General features: G+C 58.5%; 16 protein-coding genes. 11 read left to right on the top strand and 5 right to left on the bottom strand.

Translation table 11 applies throughout. From position 1 onward, the window contains the following. Nucleotides 1-204 precede the first annotated feature (204 nt). From J7J50_RS06375 to J7J50_RS06360, 4 genes are all read left to right on the top strand, one after another. Complete coding sequence (locus J7J50_RS06375) at nt 205-1,200, top strand: hypothetical protein (RefSeq protein ID WP_215056138.1); 996 nt, start codon at nt 205-207, stop codon at nt 1,198-1,200. Beyond that, nucleotides 1,193-2,320 carry a hypothetical protein gene (locus tag J7J50_RS06370; protein WP_215056139.1) on the top strand — a complete coding sequence of 376 codons (1,128 nt, stop codon included), beginning with the start codon at nt 1,193-1,195 and terminating at the stop codon, nt 2,318-2,320. The genes J7J50_RS06375 and J7J50_RS06370 overlap by 8 nt, the downstream gene beginning before the upstream one ends. After that, nucleotides 2,317-2,994 (top strand): hypothetical protein, encoded by a 678-nt coding sequence (locus J7J50_RS06365; protein ID WP_215056140.1) that lies wholly within the window; start codon nt 2,317-2,319, stop codon nt 2,992-2,994. The genes J7J50_RS06370 and J7J50_RS06365 overlap by 4 nt, the downstream gene beginning before the upstream one ends. A 319-nt stretch (nt 2,995-3,313) precedes the next feature. Next, on the top strand, nt 3,314-3,763 hold the full coding sequence (locus J7J50_RS06360) for a hypothetical protein (RefSeq protein ID WP_215056141.1): 450 nt from the start codon (nt 3,314-3,316) through the stop codon (nt 3,761-3,763). Nucleotides 3,764-3,950: 187 nt separating this feature from the next. Here J7J50_RS06360 and J7J50_RS24710 read toward each other — a convergent pair whose 3' ends face one another. Continuing rightward, entirely contained in the window at nt 3,951-4,076 is a 126-nt protein-coding gene (locus J7J50_RS24710; RefSeq protein WP_251044695.1) for an H-NS histone family protein, read from the bottom strand. Nucleotides 4,077-4,487: 411 nt separating this feature from the next. Between J7J50_RS24710 and J7J50_RS06350 the strand changes: the two genes are divergently transcribed. The 7 genes from J7J50_RS06350 (at nt 4,488) to J7J50_RS06315 (ending at nt 12,652) form a co-directional block, all read left to right on the top strand. Then, nucleotides 4,488-5,234: a hypothetical protein gene (locus J7J50_RS06350; protein ID WP_215056142.1), complete on the top strand. Its 747-nt coding sequence runs from the start codon at nt 4,488-4,490 to the stop codon at nt 5,232-5,234. A gap of 539 nt (nt 5,235-5,773) precedes the next feature. Further along, entirely contained in the window at nt 5,774-6,376 is a 603-nt protein-coding gene (locus J7J50_RS06340; RefSeq protein ID WP_215056144.1) for a hypothetical protein, read from the top strand. A 334-nt stretch (nt 6,377-6,710) separates the two neighbouring features. Continuing rightward, nucleotides 6,711-8,156 (top strand): urate hydroxylase PuuD, encoded by a 1,446-nt coding sequence (locus J7J50_RS06335; RefSeq protein ID WP_343222443.1) that lies wholly within the window; start codon nt 6,711-6,713, stop codon nt 8,154-8,156. After that, nucleotides 8,146-9,105 (top strand): aromatic ring-hydroxylating dioxygenase subunit alpha, encoded by a 960-nt coding sequence (locus tag J7J50_RS06330; protein WP_215056146.1) that lies wholly within the window; start codon nt 8,146-8,148, stop codon nt 9,103-9,105. Before J7J50_RS06335 ends, J7J50_RS06330 begins: the two co-directional genes overlap by 11 nt. Before the next feature lie 107 nt (nt 9,106-9,212). After that, the gene (locus tag J7J50_RS06325) at nt 9,213-10,214 is read left to right on the top strand and encodes a urate hydroxylase PuuD (protein ID WP_215056147.1); all 1,002 of its coding nucleotides are present in this window, start codon (nt 9,213-9,215) and stop codon (nt 10,212-10,214) included. Between the two features lie 59 nt (nt 10,215-10,273). Continuing rightward, nucleotides 10,274-11,578 (top strand): MFS transporter, encoded by a 1,305-nt coding sequence (locus tag J7J50_RS06320; protein ID WP_215056148.1) that lies wholly within the window; start codon nt 10,274-10,276, stop codon nt 11,576-11,578. 93 nt (nt 11,579-11,671) lie between these two features. Further along, a complete protein-coding gene (locus tag J7J50_RS06315; protein WP_215056149.1) occupies nt 11,672-12,652 on the top strand; it encodes a Rieske 2Fe-2S domain-containing protein in 981 nt (326 codons plus the stop codon). A 210-nt stretch (nt 12,653-12,862) separates the two neighbouring features. Here J7J50_RS06315 and J7J50_RS06310 read toward each other — a convergent pair whose 3' ends face one another. Genes J7J50_RS06310 through J7J50_RS06295 form a run of 4 tightly spaced genes read right to left on the bottom strand, consistent with a single transcriptional unit; the run spans nt 12,863 to nt 15,665 of the window. Next, a complete protein-coding gene (locus tag J7J50_RS06310; protein WP_215056150.1) occupies nt 12,863-13,489 on the bottom strand; it encodes a helix-turn-helix transcriptional regulator in 627 nt (208 codons plus the stop codon). Nucleotides 13,490-13,528: 39 nt separating this feature from the next. Continuing rightward, complete coding sequence (locus tag J7J50_RS06305) at nt 13,529-13,981, bottom strand: LacI family transcriptional regulator (RefSeq protein ID WP_215056151.1); 453 nt, start codon at nt 13,979-13,981, stop codon at nt 13,529-13,531. Beyond that, nucleotides 13,978-15,306 (bottom strand): recombinase family protein, encoded by a 1,329-nt coding sequence (locus J7J50_RS06300; RefSeq protein WP_215056152.1) that lies wholly within the window; start codon nt 15,304-15,306, stop codon nt 13,978-13,980. Before J7J50_RS06300 ends, J7J50_RS06305 begins: the two co-directional genes overlap by 4 nt. Continuing rightward, a complete protein-coding gene (locus tag J7J50_RS06295) occupies nt 15,303-15,665 on the bottom strand; it encodes a recombinase family protein (RefSeq protein ID WP_215056153.1) in 363 nt (120 codons plus the stop codon). Before J7J50_RS06295 ends, J7J50_RS06300 begins: the two co-directional genes overlap by 4 nt. Between the last annotated feature and the right edge of the window lies 1 nt (nt 15,666).

Here is a 15,666-nt window from a genome sequence, read left to right as displayed (position 1 = left end):
CATAGCCAACAGGCGTAACGGCGAGCCACAGGGGGTGCGCGTGTCCGATACGCTCCCCGTTATCCGTTACGCATTGAATCGTGCGGCCGTCCCATTTTGCGAATAGCCGGCAGCGCTACGGTGGGCTCGAATGAGATAGATTGAGGGTGCGGCCGATGGAGGCTGGCCGCACGGGATGTCTATTTCTGATGGAACGGAGGGGGCGTGGCCGAGACCGTACATATCGCACAAATGGCTGAGAAGATCTCAGATGAACTGTTTGCGGAGTTCTTCTGGAAAAAAATTGGGCCGACAAACCAGAACTGGCCCTGCGAAGATCAAGACCACCATAACGTCAAGACGCATCCTTCGGATGTAGTCTTCTTCTACGACGAGCCGTATTCTCAAGCAAGAACGTACGTCAACTGTGATCTAAAGAGCTACGCCAAGGACTCGATATCAACATCGGCGGTTCGAAGCGCCCTTGAGAGCCTAGGAAAGCAGGTGGCATGTGCGGAAAAGAGCGACGAATGGCGGAAGCTGTATATCCACGATGACGTCACGCCACAAATATCTGGTCTGCTATTCGTCTACAACCATGACGGTGAGTACGACAAGAATTTCGACACGGTTATCGTTTCACTCAAAAACGAAGCCCTTGACCTGCCTCGCGGCTCTAAGATTGTCGTTCTAGGGCCGAAGGATATTTTCTGGCTAGATAACGTACGGTATGAAATTCGCCAGATGCGCGGATCGTCAGGCCCAGATCAACTTCCGGCTGCCGATAAGTGTCGTTACTTCTATCCGCAGCTTGTACTAAAGGCCAACGTCCAGCTAGAGAAAGCAAAATCAGCGACCCTGGAAATGCTTACGGCACCTTGGATTGTTTTGGAGTACGAAAGGCCGCAATCACAAGCGCGCGGAATCGTCGTATTTTATCGGCGAGACGGTTCCACGACGCAGGAGTTTATGTACCTGATCGACTACTTGAGGCACTACCAAGTGCTGGAGGAGAGTGCTCGCGTACACGTCAAAGTCCTGGACGTTGTGCCGACGGCTCAAGTCAATTTTCAGAAGGCAGTCCATCAGTATATTGCGGAAGTTGCCAACGGAGACATGGGTAGCAAGTTAGCGCAGTGCGTTGAGGCTATCAAGTTTTCCAGGATCACTCAGGTCCTGACGACCTTCTCCTCTATTGAGCTGGGGATGGGCTATGAATGACAAGCTGCAGCAGTACTGCGCGACAGATAAAGAAATTTATGATCTGTTGATGTCGGGAAAACAGAAGCTTACGGAATCTGTGCTCTTCGAGCTTGCGCGCGACCGCGGAATCTTCTATTCCCCAAAAGCTACGCGTTCAGATCTCGTGGAGGCCATTTCCTCCTTGCCGCACGACTACCTTGACGTGATTGGAATAATTGAGCGGAGGGATCATGCAAAGAGGGGGGAGAAGACGACGTCGGTAACGCTTCCTGTCGATCTAACGATGGACGAAATTAAAAGCGTTGCATTGGCCTATCAGGCCGAGGCAAAGACTAGCGAAAAAGTTCGCGCACAGCAGAAGGGTGCAGATGGGTATTCATTGAATATTGAGTACGACGAGTACGATTACTCTCGAACAAGGCTGATCCAACGGCAGCGAAAAGAAGCGGGGATCGAGTTCGTCAAGAAAGCTGGCGCCACCGTGATCCGAATGCCCGCAACTGATAAGGCTAGGCTGGTGGTAGATAGCTTGGTTCGTAAAGTTGAAGAGATAAGAAAGGCTGAAGTGCCCGCACAGCAGATCACTCTTCAAGGGCTTGACAGCCCAGACGATCGCACATCGTTCTTTACTTCCCTAATATCTGGGATAAAGGGTTACGATCTGGACACTGTCATCAATTTAAAGGTGGCGTCAGGAGGGGGTGATAGCGATGAAGGCGGCGATCTTGACGAAGACGAAGATGAAGACATTAAGCAGGAGATGTTGGCTGTAGTGCATAGCGTGTCAATGCAAGGTTCCAATCTGGTCGCGTCAACACAGTATCAGCAGCTCAAGCAGGGCGGCTTCTACATCACCTCCATTACGTGGCGGGCTAAGGAAAGCGCCAGCCCGTATGACATGATTCAGTTCGACGCTTCTTTTGAGAACGGCGTCGACGGCACGGGTTTTAAATATGGAGTCAAGCGATCAGCGCGATTGAAGAGCGGTGACTACGCAAAGCATTTCCGTCCAGTCGAGGAAGGCGATCGCGCTGAGCTTTTCGAACTGCTTGAGTCTGCGGCTCGGAGTGTGTTGGCAAAGTTGCACGCCAAGGCGGCAGGGGAATCCGGTGTCGATGCTCCGGGGGACGCAGCATGAATCGCTATCGCTGGTTCCGCGCGGAGTGGCCAATTTCAATGCGCCAACTTGCCAAGCGGTTAAAAGCCAAGCAGTTTGCCGATGACTCGACCGATGGCTTTGTGGTGGATCGCGTAAGAGATGATTTCGTCGAGGCGCGCTATATCGAGCGGTTCGAAGTCGAAGAAGTAGTTACAGATCCTTTCGGCAAGGAGTTGACTTTTCAGCGGCTCGAATTCAAGCAGAGCACGATTCGGGCTTCAGGAGGTAAGGTTGGACTAGAGCTGCGAGATGCTCCGCGCAGTACGCATGGATTGGTGAGTCGACTTTCGGAGGCGAACGATTTCTCTTTAGCGATCATCCCAATATCGGTCGATGTTGTGGCTTGGGCTACGTCCTTTCAGCAACTCGCGCGCGCGGAGGTTGTTGTGGATTCTTTGCAGATCGGAGACCTCGAACTAGGGTCGGGCGTGTCGGCAAAAATCGTGGTGAAAGGGGCGAAGGACGTCCGTAACTCCAGTAAGGTCTTAACGAGCGGGCGCCGGCACAAGGTTGAAAAAGTTCAGGTCCGATTCTCTGGGGCGTACGAAGGCAGGGCGATCTTGGCTCATCAAGGCGCAGTCGCGATTGGTGCAAGCCGATCCGACGCTGTTGCGGAGATTCTGCGTGAGTCGCTGGCCGATCTGTTGAAATGATTCACGAGACTCGCGTGGCATGTGCAGCTGGCTCGGCTAGCGGTCGCGCAGTTATATGTTGATGAGAGCCCGCGCGGCCTTTTTCATGTATCAAAGACTCTGCGTTAGCCCTGCTTGACGACTGCCTTTTCGCCTATTGAACCGCTCTTAGGCGCGGTCGGCCTTTCGAGGTCCGGTATTAGGCCGTACTTCTCTCCTGGGTTAGCCATCCCGGCATTCCTTCACGGGCCTGACCGAAGTGCGCTTGCTTGGGCTCTGGTTTGTTTGCGGCGCGGCGGCAGCCGCTGATGTAGGCTGCACCTTGCAGGGAGGATCACCTATGGCCATAGCAGAAATCACAACTGCCCTCGGGGCGATCAAGGCGACCACAGATGCAATCGGAGCGGTGCTGAAGGCCGACAAAGCACTCGGCGAGGCCGAACTCAAGTTCCGTTTGGCGGAGGCGGCGCAGCAACTCCTGGACGCGAAAGTGGCGGTGCTCGACGCGCAGTCGGTCATTGAAAAACGAGACCAGGAGATAAAGCGTCTTGAGGAAGCGCTACAGAACAAGGCTAAGGTGACTAAGGTCGACGAGGGGTATTACGAGATCGATGCAGCTGGCGGCCCGACCGGACCGGCCTACTGCATGCGCTGTTACGAGATTGACCACCGCCTGTTCCACCTCAGCTATCCCAAACGAACCGATGAACCCACGCGATGCGTCGTATGCAAGGCTCAGTACGCCTACCACCGAACGGGCCGAAAAGGGACGAGTCCGGCCAGCGTGTAGCGCGGTATCGAGAGCATGGGTGAGAATGCACTTCAAGACATGCCCGTGAAACGCTATAGCTGTTGAATAACGTAGCCGAAGCCGCTTCGCGGCTCGGCTAGTTGGACTGTGCGTCAGCGCTGCTTAACGACTGTTTTCTTGCCTATTGAGCGGTTCTTGCGCGCGATCGGTCTTGCCAAGCCGGGTATCAGGAAGTCGGTGGCGCTCCGGTGGTACTCGTCTTCTTGGCCAGCCATCGCGGCATCCGCCCCCGTCCTGACAATGTGTTGCGTAGGTTCTCTGGGTCGCGGTACTTGGCAGCAACCTTGCCCATCTTTCGGCGTGACGCACGCTTTTTGCCGGCCGCCTCAGGTAGCGTCTGACCGCCATAAATTCGTTGATCGTATAGTCGTATTTAGCGGCGAGTGCGATCACTTGCCGACGTACTAAGGCGACGGGGGCGACGCGATCAGAAGGGAATTCAGTTCCGGCAGGCTCAGTTTTTGACGTCAAATTTCATGCAGCCAAGGGTCTGGCTATACCATCAACCTGTCAAGAATCCATGTCGATAGCCGTCCTACACGAGCCCCGGATGGCTAGGGTGGTAAGTCCAACTATCCTGAAAGTTGACGTAGGAGCAGCCACATGGCTCGGATCCTTGTCGGAACAGCAAGCTGGGCCGATATGGCTGTGAGCTGTCTACGAGAAACCCTGGACGATTTACTCAGACTGCAGATAAATATCAATGCCACCGATCAGTTCAAGCGAAATAGCTGGCGCATTTTCCTCTCTCGATAAAGCGCTAAAGTCTCGTTGGCACCACTTCGTTGATCTGAGGAAAACAGTTGCCGCTTATAAACCAAAGAATGTTCAAGAGTACGAGCAAGAGTGCATTCAATCAGTTGCAGAGCTTCGAAAGAACGACCCAAGCATTTCCGATGAGTTGGCAGCAACGCGCTTATCGGTTTTATCACAGCGTTACTTGCCACCCGACGTCCAGCGATTTCTCGCACTCCGTGATCCTGTTATGTCTGAGTACGTAATAGTTGCCTTCTTGTCCCATGCACTGTGTGAATCTCAGATCAATGCTTTGCTTGCCGTTGGCTTGGCTAATAAAGACTTAAGCGACCTTTTTTATATTCATGAGCGGGCGGACTTCATGGAAAAGTGGCTTAACGGCCCCAAGTCTTTTGAGCCAGGCTACTGCTTACAGAAGGACGGCGCTCTATATGAAACGCTAAAGCGCCTAAACAGTCAGAGAAATGCGCTCGTGCATCACAAGATCAGCCTGTCTGTTAATGGTGCGCAAGTGCATCCAGGGACTAAAACGGCAAACACGACTATCAACAGCGACCTAGACTGGATCCACCGTTACTTCAGCCTCCCTTACGACCTTGCGCGCCACATTGAGAGATACATTTCAGCAAGCTTTATTACAGTTCTATTCTCTCATGAGCATATTACTCCCGTGCCCACGCATGTTACGAACTAACAATTCATTCAAGCCGAAGCCGCTTCGCGGCTCGGTGTCCGCCAGACGAGTCGTTGTGTTGTACGCAACATCATCCGCGGGCCACGCATGGTCTCGGACAGCAAGGTTTCTATGCCCTCGGTCACGTAAGAACCTGGATGCGCATAGTCTTGTGCCGCAGCTAGGCTTGGTGGCCGTTGGCCGTTGGCCGTAGGACGCGCCGAGCGCCGTTCTCCTGGTAAAACGTGGGGGAACCATCATGGCTGGCAAACCGCGCTTCGAGGTGTATCGGGAAGGCAGGAGGGTGGGCGGGCAGCGCTCATTGTCTAACGCTTTCTTGGCCGGATCTGCGACCGATGGGCAGTGGCGCTGGCGACTGGTCGGCGGAAACGGAGAGCCAATGGCCCACGGGGAGTCCTATCCCGACAAGGGCTCGATGCTGCGGACCATCGACATCATTGCAAACCTGGGTGGCGCTGAGATACGGGAAGTCGACGGCTAAAGAGCAACCAGCCTGTGTTCGATCCGCGTGGCCGGACAGTCTAAGGACAGGACGCTTTATGGGTATTCATGTCAGCTATCACCCATTTTCGCCAGCCGAAGTACACGCCTTGTACTTCGACAGCGTAGGGCGCAGTGCGTGCATCGAGCGCTTGGCCTTGCAACTCGGGTTGGATCCGGATGCCTCAGCCAGGTTGAAAACACTGCTGTCTCATGGCGGCCGCGATCGCCCCAATGGAATGAGTCTCAGCGAAGCTCACGCCTACAACCTGGACAAGGTTTCGAGCCTGTTGCGGGACTGCTGGTATACGAGCGACTGTCGCTTTTCCGCGTTATTGGAGTATCCAGATTTTTGCCAATACGTGATCGATTGGCGAAATCTCATGGCCGAGGACATCGTCCTCGAGCGTTGTCCTCATGAGAGGGGCACGTTCCGCGACGACGGCATCTTCTTCCTGAGTTGCAAAGCATTGAGGCAATTGCGTGCCGAGCATGCCGAACACGGAGTGGTGCGATCACAGTTGGCTCGTGTGTTCTCGCGCGGCTGGCTGCCGATCTTCTGGGCGGCGGCGGACCACGCTGTTACCCGCCAATGTGGGCTGATCGAAGCGGTCAACCTGGTGCGTCCTGACGTCATTACGCCATCGTCGTTAATGGTGTAGTTGCCGGCCAAGCCAAGCTTGGTGAACGTTACTCGGTCTATGGAATAACGGATCAGCTCCACGAGGCCGTGCGCGAGTGAGTAAGAGTGAGCATCCGACGTTGTGAGGATTTGCGCACAGAAGTGGGCCACGGCGTATCTGATAGCGTTGCCTTACAGGCCGCATCCGTAGCGCGGACTGGCAAGGGAACGAACGAAGGGAGAATGGACATCATCGGCGCAGCTGCTGCGAGCGGCTCGAACACGCACATTTTTTTCGAGGAGAAGAAACTATCGCACTGCGGCCCGGCGTGAAGGCCGTGTACCAAATTCACGAGTACACGCAGGCCACGTTAATGCCGCTTGATCAGGCGTCCCGAAGGGGGCTCTATGGCGCCACGGCTCAGTGGGTCCGTTTGCCAGCCACATGGTTGGTAACAAGCCGGCGGTTTAAACGATGTGCCGCCCTCACAAGGATTGGGACACGCGCAGCGAGTTTGTGGCGATCGCGTAATGCATCAGGAGACTTAGCAATGATAGGGACATTGCTGGACTTGGCATCCGATATGACCCGGTGGCTGCATGTCCTCGCTGCGTTCGCATGGCTGGGCGGCGGCATGTGGGTAAGACGCCTGACGCTGCGGGCGAAACCGCTCCTTGATCAGCGGGCCGAACTGGAGGTCTGGGACACGCACAGCCTGTCGTTCTGGCGGAGCTCGAAAGTCTCAGCACCTACCGCAGCGGAGCTGGACGGGCTAGTTTGGTCGTTCAATCAGATTCGCTGGCTGATCGGTACCGGCGTCGTGCTTTTCGGCCTGATCTACTACCGCCAACCTCTGGCGTATTTGGTCGACCCAAGTATCGCGAGGCTGTCTGCCCGCGATGCGATCGAAATTTCGGCCCTCGGCCTGATATGCGCGCCCCTCCTCAACGAGCTCGTCAACCGCATACCACTGCAGCACAAAACCTTGTACATGGCCGCGACCATCACTCACCTCCTCGGCTGGGTGTGGCTGTACGCGAATCTGTTCTCCCAGCACGGCGCCATGATCCAAATCGGCGCGATGCTGGGCGTAGTGATCGCGTCCAACGTCATCTGGTGGCTCTATCCGAGGATGCGCAAAGCCTACGACGCGGTGCTGAAAGGCGAGCAGCCAGACCCCATCGATCGGCTGCTCTGGGATCGAAGGGGTTTACACGCCCACATCACTTTCGCCGTGGTCTTCCTGATGCTTTCCAGCCACATGGGAAGTCTGGTCCGCGCTAACGGCTACCCGTTCCTGACCATTGCCTCCGTAGTGGCTTTGAGCGTGGGGGCTCGATGGGTTTTCAATGCCACCCACCGAAATGGTGGGGTCATGCCGACCCAACAGCGCTGGGTGTCCATGGCTGCTATCTTGGTACTCGGGCTGGGAATGACCTGGATGGCCTTGCCGGAGCTTCCAACCGAACAGGTCGCCGCTCACGCTGATGCATCTGCTGCGGCAGATGCATCAGCGCAGCCGGCCAAGCACTCAAGTCCGACTTCGATCGCGAACTCAGTAGCCAGCGGCAGTGTTTTATTGCGCGCCGACGAGATCGTTCAACGTCGCTGCGCGGTTTGCCATGCCGTGCAACCCAGCTTCCCTGGCATGGCCTCGCCTCCGCGTGGGATCGTCTTCACTTCCGAAACCCTGCCTTTATATGCGGGCCTGATCGCCACTGTCGTGCAGAGCGAGCGCATGCCGCCTGGCAACGCCACGGACATGCAGCCGGATGAACGCAAAGCAGTGACTCAATGGGCGACTGACCATGCACACTGAGCTGCTGCCGTATTGGTATCCGATAGCGCGTAGCGAGGACGTGCACGATCGCGCTGTCTGTGCGTCGCTGTTGGAGAACGATCTCGTGCTGTACCGGGCTCGCCAGCAGATAGTGGTGGCCGCCGATCGTTGCCCGCACCGTGGCACCCGCCTCAGCCTGGGGCAGCATCGGGAGGGCATGTTGATCTGCCCCTACCACGGCCTTGCCTTTGGGCAGGAGGGGCGCTGCACTCACATACCGGCGCATCCACACCTGACGCCATCCCGGCAGTTCCAGCTCTCAACTTATCCCGCGGTGGAGCGTTGCGGGCTGGTCTGGACCTGTCTTGGGGCCTCGCCTCCGCCGTTTCCGGAGCTGAGCCCCGATTGGGACGACCCCGCATTTCGCCAGGTGGCGCCGGACCCGGTGCCGATCGCCGCCAGTGCGGGCCGGCAAGTGGAGGGCTTCATCGACGTGGCGCATTTCGCGCACGTGCATTCCACGACCTTTGCCGATCCCACCAATGCGGCCGTGCCTGCATATTCGGTCCAGGTCGACGAAGGTCGGTTGCGTTTCGATTATTGCAGCACGGTCTCGAATTACGCGGTCGGCAGCGGAATGACTGCGAACGACTTCGTCTGGCGTCGTAGCTTCGACGTCCGCCTTCCCTATCTGGCTCACCTGACGGTGCACTTCCCCGACGGGCGCCTGAACATATTGAACGGCGCCAGCCCGGTGACGAGCGACCGCACCGTGTTGTTCTCTCCGGTGTGTTTCGACCTCGAGCTCGGCACGGACGAGGCGGTCAAGGATTTCAACGCGCGCATCTTCGCGGAAGACCGTCTGATGGTGGAGAACCAGCAGCCACGCCATCTTCCGCTGAAGTCCGGCGAAGCGTCCTTCGCGGCGGATCTCGCATCCGTTCACTACCGGCGCCTGTTGCGAGAAATGGGGCTGGCCACCGCATGAGCAGCCTTCCTAATCGCAGCGAAGCCCCACCGAACTCTCGACGCCGAACCAAGTGGGACGGCAACGGCGCACTGGATGGAACGCTGGCAGATCATCCGGAGTAGATCATGATGATGGATGCCTTGATCGATTTCATGACCGACATCGTGCGTTGGCTGCATGTGATCGCCGCGATCGCTTGGATGGGCTTCGTGCTGTGGCTGCGCAGACTGGCGATCAGAGCCCGCTCAGTGCTCGACTCGTCGGCCGATCTTGAGGTCTGGGACACCCATAGCCTCGGGTTCTGGCAAACCGAAAGGGTCACTCGACCGAAGGCCACCGATCTGGAAGGGCTAGTCTTGTCGTTCAATCTGATTCGTTGGCTGTTCGGTACCGGCCTGCTACTTTTCAGTCTGATCTATTACCGGCAGCCCCAGGTCTACCTGCTCGACCCCGCCGACGCGTCGCTGTCGTCCCGCGCGGCAATCGCCCTGTCGCTGGCCGGGCTGATAGGCGCTCCGCTGATTAATGAAGCGATCAACCGTATCCCGCTGCATCGCACGACCCTCTACTACTTTGCCTGCGCCTTGCATGTTCTGGCCTGGACGTCGTTCTACGCGGACCGGTACTCGCAGCACGGTGCGATGATCCAGATCGGCGCGATGCTCGGAACGACCGTATCGATCAACATACTCGGCAATCTCTATCCGGCGACGCGTGCGGCGATGGCTGCGGTGATGCGCGGCGAGCAGCCCGACCCGATGAGGAAGCAATACTGGGATCGACGCAACCAGCACTCGTTTCTCCTGCCTGCGGTCGTCTTCCTGATGCTTTCCAGTCACATGGGGAGCGCCATCAAGGCCAATGGCCATACATTCGCCACTATCGTCATCGTGCTGGCCGTCAGCGTGGCCTCGCGCCATGTAATCGAAATGGTCCACCGCAACCACGGCATTGTGCCAACGCGATTGCGCTGGGCCGGCGTCGCTGCCGCGTTCGCTCTGGTGCTGGCATTGGCGTGGTTGGTGGTCATCGAACACCAAGCCAATCTTCCAGCCACGGCAGAGGCAACCACTGCGGCCGCCGGCTCGCCGTCCGCAAGGATTATCTCGCGCACACCCGAGCCATGAGTCCCACCCGCATACCGCGACGCGTGTGGTCCATCGGTTTGGTCTCCGGCATGGGCGGGATGCTGGTGATGCTGGACGCGACCCTCGCCGGTCTCGCCCTGATCTCCGTGCAAGCCGACCTCAATGCGCCGCTTGAAGACGCGCAGTGGATTATTTCCAGCTATCTCATTGCCATCGCCGTTTCGCTGCCGACCTCGACGTGGTTCGGCGGCCGGTTCGGGCACGGGCGCGTCTGGGGCGCCGCGTTGGCGACTTTCATTGGGGCGTCGATCGGCTGCGCGTTCGCGACCAGTCTCGACACGCTGATTGCCGCTCGTATCGTCCAAGGGCTGGCTGCCGGCATCCTGCTTCCGACCGGGCACGCCATCCTGATAGGAGGCGTCGAGCGCGATCAGGTGGGCCGCGTCCTCGGAGTCGTCGGCACCCTGATCAGCTTGGCCGCGGCGATCGGGCCGGGCATCGGCGGCTGGTTGGTCGACGTCGCCTCATGGCGGTGGCTGTTCTGGATCAACGTGCCGCTGGGGGCGATCGCTGCGATGTGGGCCGCGAAGGTGATGCCCGGGGGCATCGCCCAGCATGGGCTCAGGCTTCCTCTAGGGCAGCTGGTCCTCATCGTGACCGGGCTGCCATTGGCCCTGTACGGCGCGGCGGAGATCACCTCCCGCCAGACTTCGGGGAACGGTTGGCTGGCCATCGGCGGCAGCGCCGTGCTCCTGGCTCTGTTCGTCGCGGTTGCACGTACGAGCAGGTCTTCGCTCCTGGCGCTTGAGCTGATGGGGAATCGCCAGTTCTGCGCGTCGTCGCTGCTGGGCATGGCAAACAGCGCTAACGTGTTCGGGGGGCTGCTGTTGTTTCCGCTGTACTTCCACGCACGACACGAGATGAGCCACTCGCAGATCGGCGTGATGCTGGTATTCATGGGATCAGGAACGGCCTGCGCACTGTATCTCGCCGGTAACTTGGTGGACCGCTTCGGCCCCCGGCCCGTCGTCCTGGCTGGAGCCGCCATGCTGGCAGTGTCTACGGCGCCCTTTGCCTTGATCGCCGTGCCGTCCGACATCGCCGCGGCGCTCATGTTCGTCCGCGGCATCGGGTCGGCCTGGACGACGAACCCGGCCACCACGGCTGCTTATGCCGCGGTGGATCGAAAGGACATCGGCGGCGCGGCCACGTTGGTCCACATCGTGCAGCGCGTCAGCGGCGCGCTGGGCGCGGTGGCGGTGGTCGCGACCATCGGATGGCTCGGCGGAAGCGGGGGCTACGGCGAAGTGCGTGCGATGGCGCTGATGGTGGTTTTGTCGTTACTACAGGCGTGGTGGGGGACTTATCTGCCCGGATATCGCGCGGTGCGCGAACCAAATTAACCCTTCCCAAAGTTTCGAAGCGTCGGCGGCGGCAGCACGGTGGCGTGACCAAGAGCGCGGCAATGCCATCGACGATCTGCAATCGGAGGACTTATGAGCTACTCAGAGAAACTCGCCGATCATTACTACCCGGTTGCGAGACTGCAGGACCTCGAGGCCGCCACGACTGAAGGCAAGCCCCTGGCTGCCGTGCTGCTCGGCAAGCCACTGGTGATCTACAAAATTCAGGGCGAAGTGGTGGTGGCGGACGACCGCTGCCCGCATCGGGGCGAAATGCTTTCCGCAGGAGCCGTGAGTGAAGCCGGGTTGCAGTGCCCTTATCACGGTCTGCAATTCGCCCATCTGGGGGCCTGTTCCAGAATTCCGGCTCACCCTCAGGTGCAGAACCTGAAGCGGTTCGATCTGTGCTCCTATCCGACCGTCGAATCTCACGGGCTGCTGTGGACCAGTCTCGGAGCAGGAGCTTTCTATGATCTGGGGCCAGGGCGCGAGAGCGAAATCCAGCGGCTGGTGGTGGCGCCGCCGGTAAACGTCAACGCATCCGCCGGGCGCCAAGTCGAAGGCTTCATGGATATCTCACACCTGCCATTCGTGCATCGGGCGACATTCAACGATTGCACCGCCGAGGTCATGCCGACGTACAGGGTCGAGCCGTTAGACGGGGGGTTCAGTTTTGAATACAGCAGCTCGCTGGGGAACTATCCAATCGGCCATTCGTCGCCGGAGGATTTCATCTGGCGCCGCGCCTATCGAATCCACACGCCGTTTATCGCCGTTCTGGACATCTACTTCCCGGATGGGCTGTTTACCATCTTCAACTGCGCCTCTCCCGTAGGCGAGGACCAGTGCGTCTGGTTTTACCCGATCCGATTCGATAACTCGTTGAGGCTCGGCTCGGATGCGGAGGTCAATGCCTTCTCGCAAAAGGTGCAAACCGATGACCTGACTGTCGTGGAAGGGCAACGGCCGAGGTATATCGATCTGACGAGCGACACCGAACAGTCCTTCGGTGCAGATCTGGCATCGGTGGCTTACAGGAAAATATTGCGAGAGCTAGGTTTGGTGAGGGCCTAGCTTCACGAACTCGGCGGACTCGCAACCGCAGTTTCGGACTGAATCGCCCAAGTTGCTTTAGACACCCTTCAGCAGTACTTTGCTGAAGCCGCTTCGCGGCTCGGCTTTACTCTAGGGCTGGGGGTGTCCCTACGCGACGTTAAGTTTGTTGGTGATCGAAAGCGAAAAAGTCCCGCCGGTAGGCGGGACTCTGTGCGTTGGGTGGGCGGCTTACGTGGTTTGGGCTTGCGCTGTCGCCGGCGTTTGAACGCTCCCTTTCGCGGGGCGGCCGCGCCTAGCTGGGGTGGCAGGATTCGCTGCCTTTTTTTGGGCTTTCTTCGCGTAATTCTTAGGCGAAGTTCGCTTCGTCGAAACCTTCTTTGTCAGCCTCTTAGAAGCGGTGGCTTTACGATTGGTCTTCGGGTTGTTCTTTGGCGCGTGCTGTTCAAGCAACTCCTGAACCTTTCGCTTGCTCAAGCCACGTACAATTGTCAACTTCTCTATAAACTCGGCACGGGGGCGATTGACGCCGGTCTCCCAGTTGACGAGTGCCTGAGGGCTTGCACCAAGCAACGGTGCAAATGCTTCGCGCGATAGGCCCAGACGAGTGCGCAACTTCAACAAGCCGCTGGCCGAGAACCGTGCGCGCGTCGCCGGCGCATCGTCAATGTGTTGAACTGAGACCGCTTTTTGGCTCTTTGAGGCGCCTTTCTGGAGCTTTGCAACGTCGGCGCGTAGCGCGGCAATGATCTTGCGTTGTTCGGTCAATTGCTTGCGCAGGGGCTCGACCTGAAGCTTGAGTTCTTTGCGCGTCAGGCGCGCTACCTCGGCCTTGAATATAGTTGCGATGTTTGGCATGTCTTATCCTTCTTATCGTGGCTGTTCGAGAGTAAGCGATTAGGGGTCTTGAACCAAACCGTTCGATGTTCTGCGCAATCGGAACTTGCGCAGTTGTTCATCCCACAGGTCCGGCGGAGCGATAGCGATGTCGGCCAGGGTGAAGTCGGGGAGGGTGTCGTCCAAAATCGACTCGATGATCTCGGGCGTTAGCATCGTCATGTTGATCATTCGCGACACGTAGCTCCGGTCTATGTTCCCGCTGTCGGCGATGTCCTTGGTCGAGGCGACTTCCCCATGGTCGAGCATGTCGCGCCATCGATACCCGCGCGCCAGAGCTGCTTGCAGCGCGGTGAGCTCCGATGAAAGCGCTGCACATTGCACCTTGGCGGGTCGGAGCCGCCGCTTGCCCGAGCGGCGTCGAAGCTGGATCGGAATCCGCACCACGCTATCGCCGTTGCTGATTTGCACGACGCTGGTATCTCCGTCCACACGAATCACCGGCGGACTCATGCGTCCTCCTTGGATAGCTCCTGGACGACCGGCACGTCGCCTAGCGCAAGTAGCCGAATCTCAATGGCGTCGGGCTTCACGACGACGCGCTCGATGAGTTGCCGCACCAACTGCGATTGCTCCTCGGGGAATAGTGAGTCCCAGATTCTGTCAATCTGACGGGTCGCGACGGTGACTCGCGCCTCGTCTAAGCTGGGGTCTTTGGCAATGGCGGCCGCGACCACTTCCTGCAACAAATCCTGCCGCTTGAAGATCGAGCGCAGTTGTTGCAGCACGATGTCCTCCAGTTCTGCAGCCGGCAGGCGTGGCAGCGGCGATTCCGACAGTCGGCCGCGTTCCATCGTCTCTCTGGTCTGGTAATAGCGGTACAGCCGACCATTGCTCTTGGTCGTGTGCCAAGGAATCAAGGCCCGGCCGTTCGGGGCGAAGACCAGCCCCTTCAGCAAGAACGGCACGGAGGCCCGAGTCATGTTGCCTCGTCCGACCGAGTTGTCCGAGAGAATCAGGTGGGCTTCGCGCCAAACGTCGACATCGATGATCGGTGGGTGGGTGTTCTCGAAGTCGATATCTCGGTGTTGCAACAGACCGAGATAGGTCCGGGTATGCAGAATCTTGTGTATCGCGCTCTTACCGAGCACCATCCCGCCAGTTTTTCGCCCCTGTTTGCTGACCCAAACCTTGTTGTTGTGCCCAAGCTTCCTCGCATCCTCCGCCACCTTCTGTATCGAGCGGGTTTCGATGAAGCGGCGGAACGCCCAGCGCACCCGCTTGGCTTCTTCCTCGTTGATCACCAGGCGGCGGTCTTCCACGTCGTAGCCCAGGGGCGGGATGCCGTGCATCCAGAACCCCTTGCGCTTGCTGGCAATGAACTTGTCCCGAATGCGCTCGGAGGTCAATTCGCGTTCGAACTGGGCGAACGTCAGGAGGATATTGAGCAGCATTCGCCCCATCGCATCGGTCGTGTTGAAGTGCTGGGTGACCGAGACGAAGGTGACGCTGTGGGTGTCGAACAGCTTGACCAGCTCGGCGAAGTCGAACAGCGAGCGACTGAGCCGGTCCAGCTTGTAAGCGACGATGATATCGACCTTGCCGTGCTTGATGTCGGCCAGCAACCGCTGCATGGCCGGTCGTTCAAGGGTGCCGCCGGAGAATCCGCCGTCATCATAGTAGTCGCCGACCTGAACCCAGCCTTCGCTGCGCCGGCTTTCGATGTAGGATTCGCCAGCGTCGCGCTGGGCATCAATGGACGTGTAGGCCTGGGATAATCCCTCGTCGGTTGAAACACGGGTGTAGACCGCGCAGCGCTGCCGTTTCGCCTGGGTCATGGCACCCTCACAAACTGCGCGGGTGCCTGCTCGCAGAGCAGGACGGCGACACCGCGGTTATCGAGGAAGCGTTTGAGTGTCCGATAGTCCTCGTCGCGGTCCGCCAGGCGCTCGCGTCCCATGACTGCGATGCAGTCGATTAGTCCGGCATCGACATCGAGTAGCATGGTCTGAAACTGCTCTCGGACCTGCGTGTTCGGGCAGCGGCCATCATCCGCGTACACCCGGATGACGGGCGGAAGGTCGCAACAGTCCCGTAGTGCTTCGGAGATCGTGACGCGCTGGACGGTGATCAGGTCAGGCGACATCCCGAGGGTCTGGCAGTACACCGCGACGCGAAGGTTGCTCTGCGTGGACATG

Source organism: Lysobacter sp. ISL-50 (assembly GCF_018612875.1).
In the GTDB taxonomy this organism is placed as follows: domain Bacteria; phylum Pseudomonadota; class Gammaproteobacteria; order Xanthomonadales; family Xanthomonadaceae; genus Lysobacter.
This window is presented reverse-complemented; position numbering and strand designations above follow the sequence as displayed.

Bases quoted from the DNA above. Each gene is read 5' to 3' on its own strand.
- J7J50_RS24710 (WP_251044695.1), bottom strand. From the start codon at position 4,076: ATGGGCAAGGTTGCTGCCAAGTACCGCGACCCAGAGAACCTACGCAAC.
- J7J50_RS06315 (WP_215056149.1), top strand. From the start codon at position 11,672: ATGAGCTACTCAGAGAAACTCGCCGATCATTACTACCCGGTTGCGAGA.
- J7J50_RS06320 (WP_215056148.1), top strand. From the start codon at position 10,274: ATGCTGGTGATGCTGGACGCGACCCTCGCCGGTCTCGCCCTGATCTCC.
- J7J50_RS06365 (WP_215056140.1), top strand. From the start codon at position 2,317: ATGAATCGCTATCGCTGGTTCCGCGCGGAGTGGCCAATTTCAATGCGC.
- J7J50_RS06340 (WP_215056144.1), top strand. From the start codon at position 5,774: ATGGGTATTCATGTCAGCTATCACCCATTTTCGCCAGCCGAAGTACAC.
- J7J50_RS06295 (WP_215056153.1), bottom strand. From the start codon at position 15,665: ATGTCCACGCAGAGCAACCTTCGCGTCGCGGTGTACTGCCAGACCCTC.
- J7J50_RS06305 (WP_215056151.1), bottom strand. From the start codon at position 13,981: ATGAGTCCGCCGGTGATTCGTGTGGACGGAGATACCAGCGTCGTGCAA.
- J7J50_RS06330 (WP_215056146.1), top strand. From the start codon at position 8,146: ATGCACACTGAGCTGCTGCCGTATTGGTATCCGATAGCGCGTAGCGAG.
- J7J50_RS06300 (WP_215056152.1), bottom strand. From the start codon at position 15,306: ATGACCCAGGCGAAACGGCAGCGCTGCGCGGTCTACACCCGTGTTTCA.
- J7J50_RS06370 (WP_215056139.1), top strand. From the start codon at position 1,193: ATGAATGACAAGCTGCAGCAGTACTGCGCGACAGATAAAGAAATTTAT.
- J7J50_RS06350 (WP_215056142.1), top strand. From the start codon at position 4,488: ATGCCACCGATCAGTTCAAGCGAAATAGCTGGCGCATTTTCCTCTCTC.
- J7J50_RS06325 (WP_215056147.1), top strand. From the start codon at position 9,213: ATGATGATGGATGCCTTGATCGATTTCATGACCGACATCGTGCGTTGG.
- J7J50_RS06335 (WP_343222443.1), top strand. From the start codon at position 6,711: ATGCCGCTTGATCAGGCGTCCCGAAGGGGGCTCTATGGCGCCACGGCT.
- J7J50_RS06310 (WP_215056150.1), bottom strand. From the start codon at position 13,489: ATGCCAAACATCGCAACTATATTCAAGGCCGAGGTAGCGCGCCTGACG.
- J7J50_RS06360 (WP_215056141.1), top strand. From the start codon at position 3,314: ATGGCCATAGCAGAAATCACAACTGCCCTCGGGGCGATCAAGGCGACC.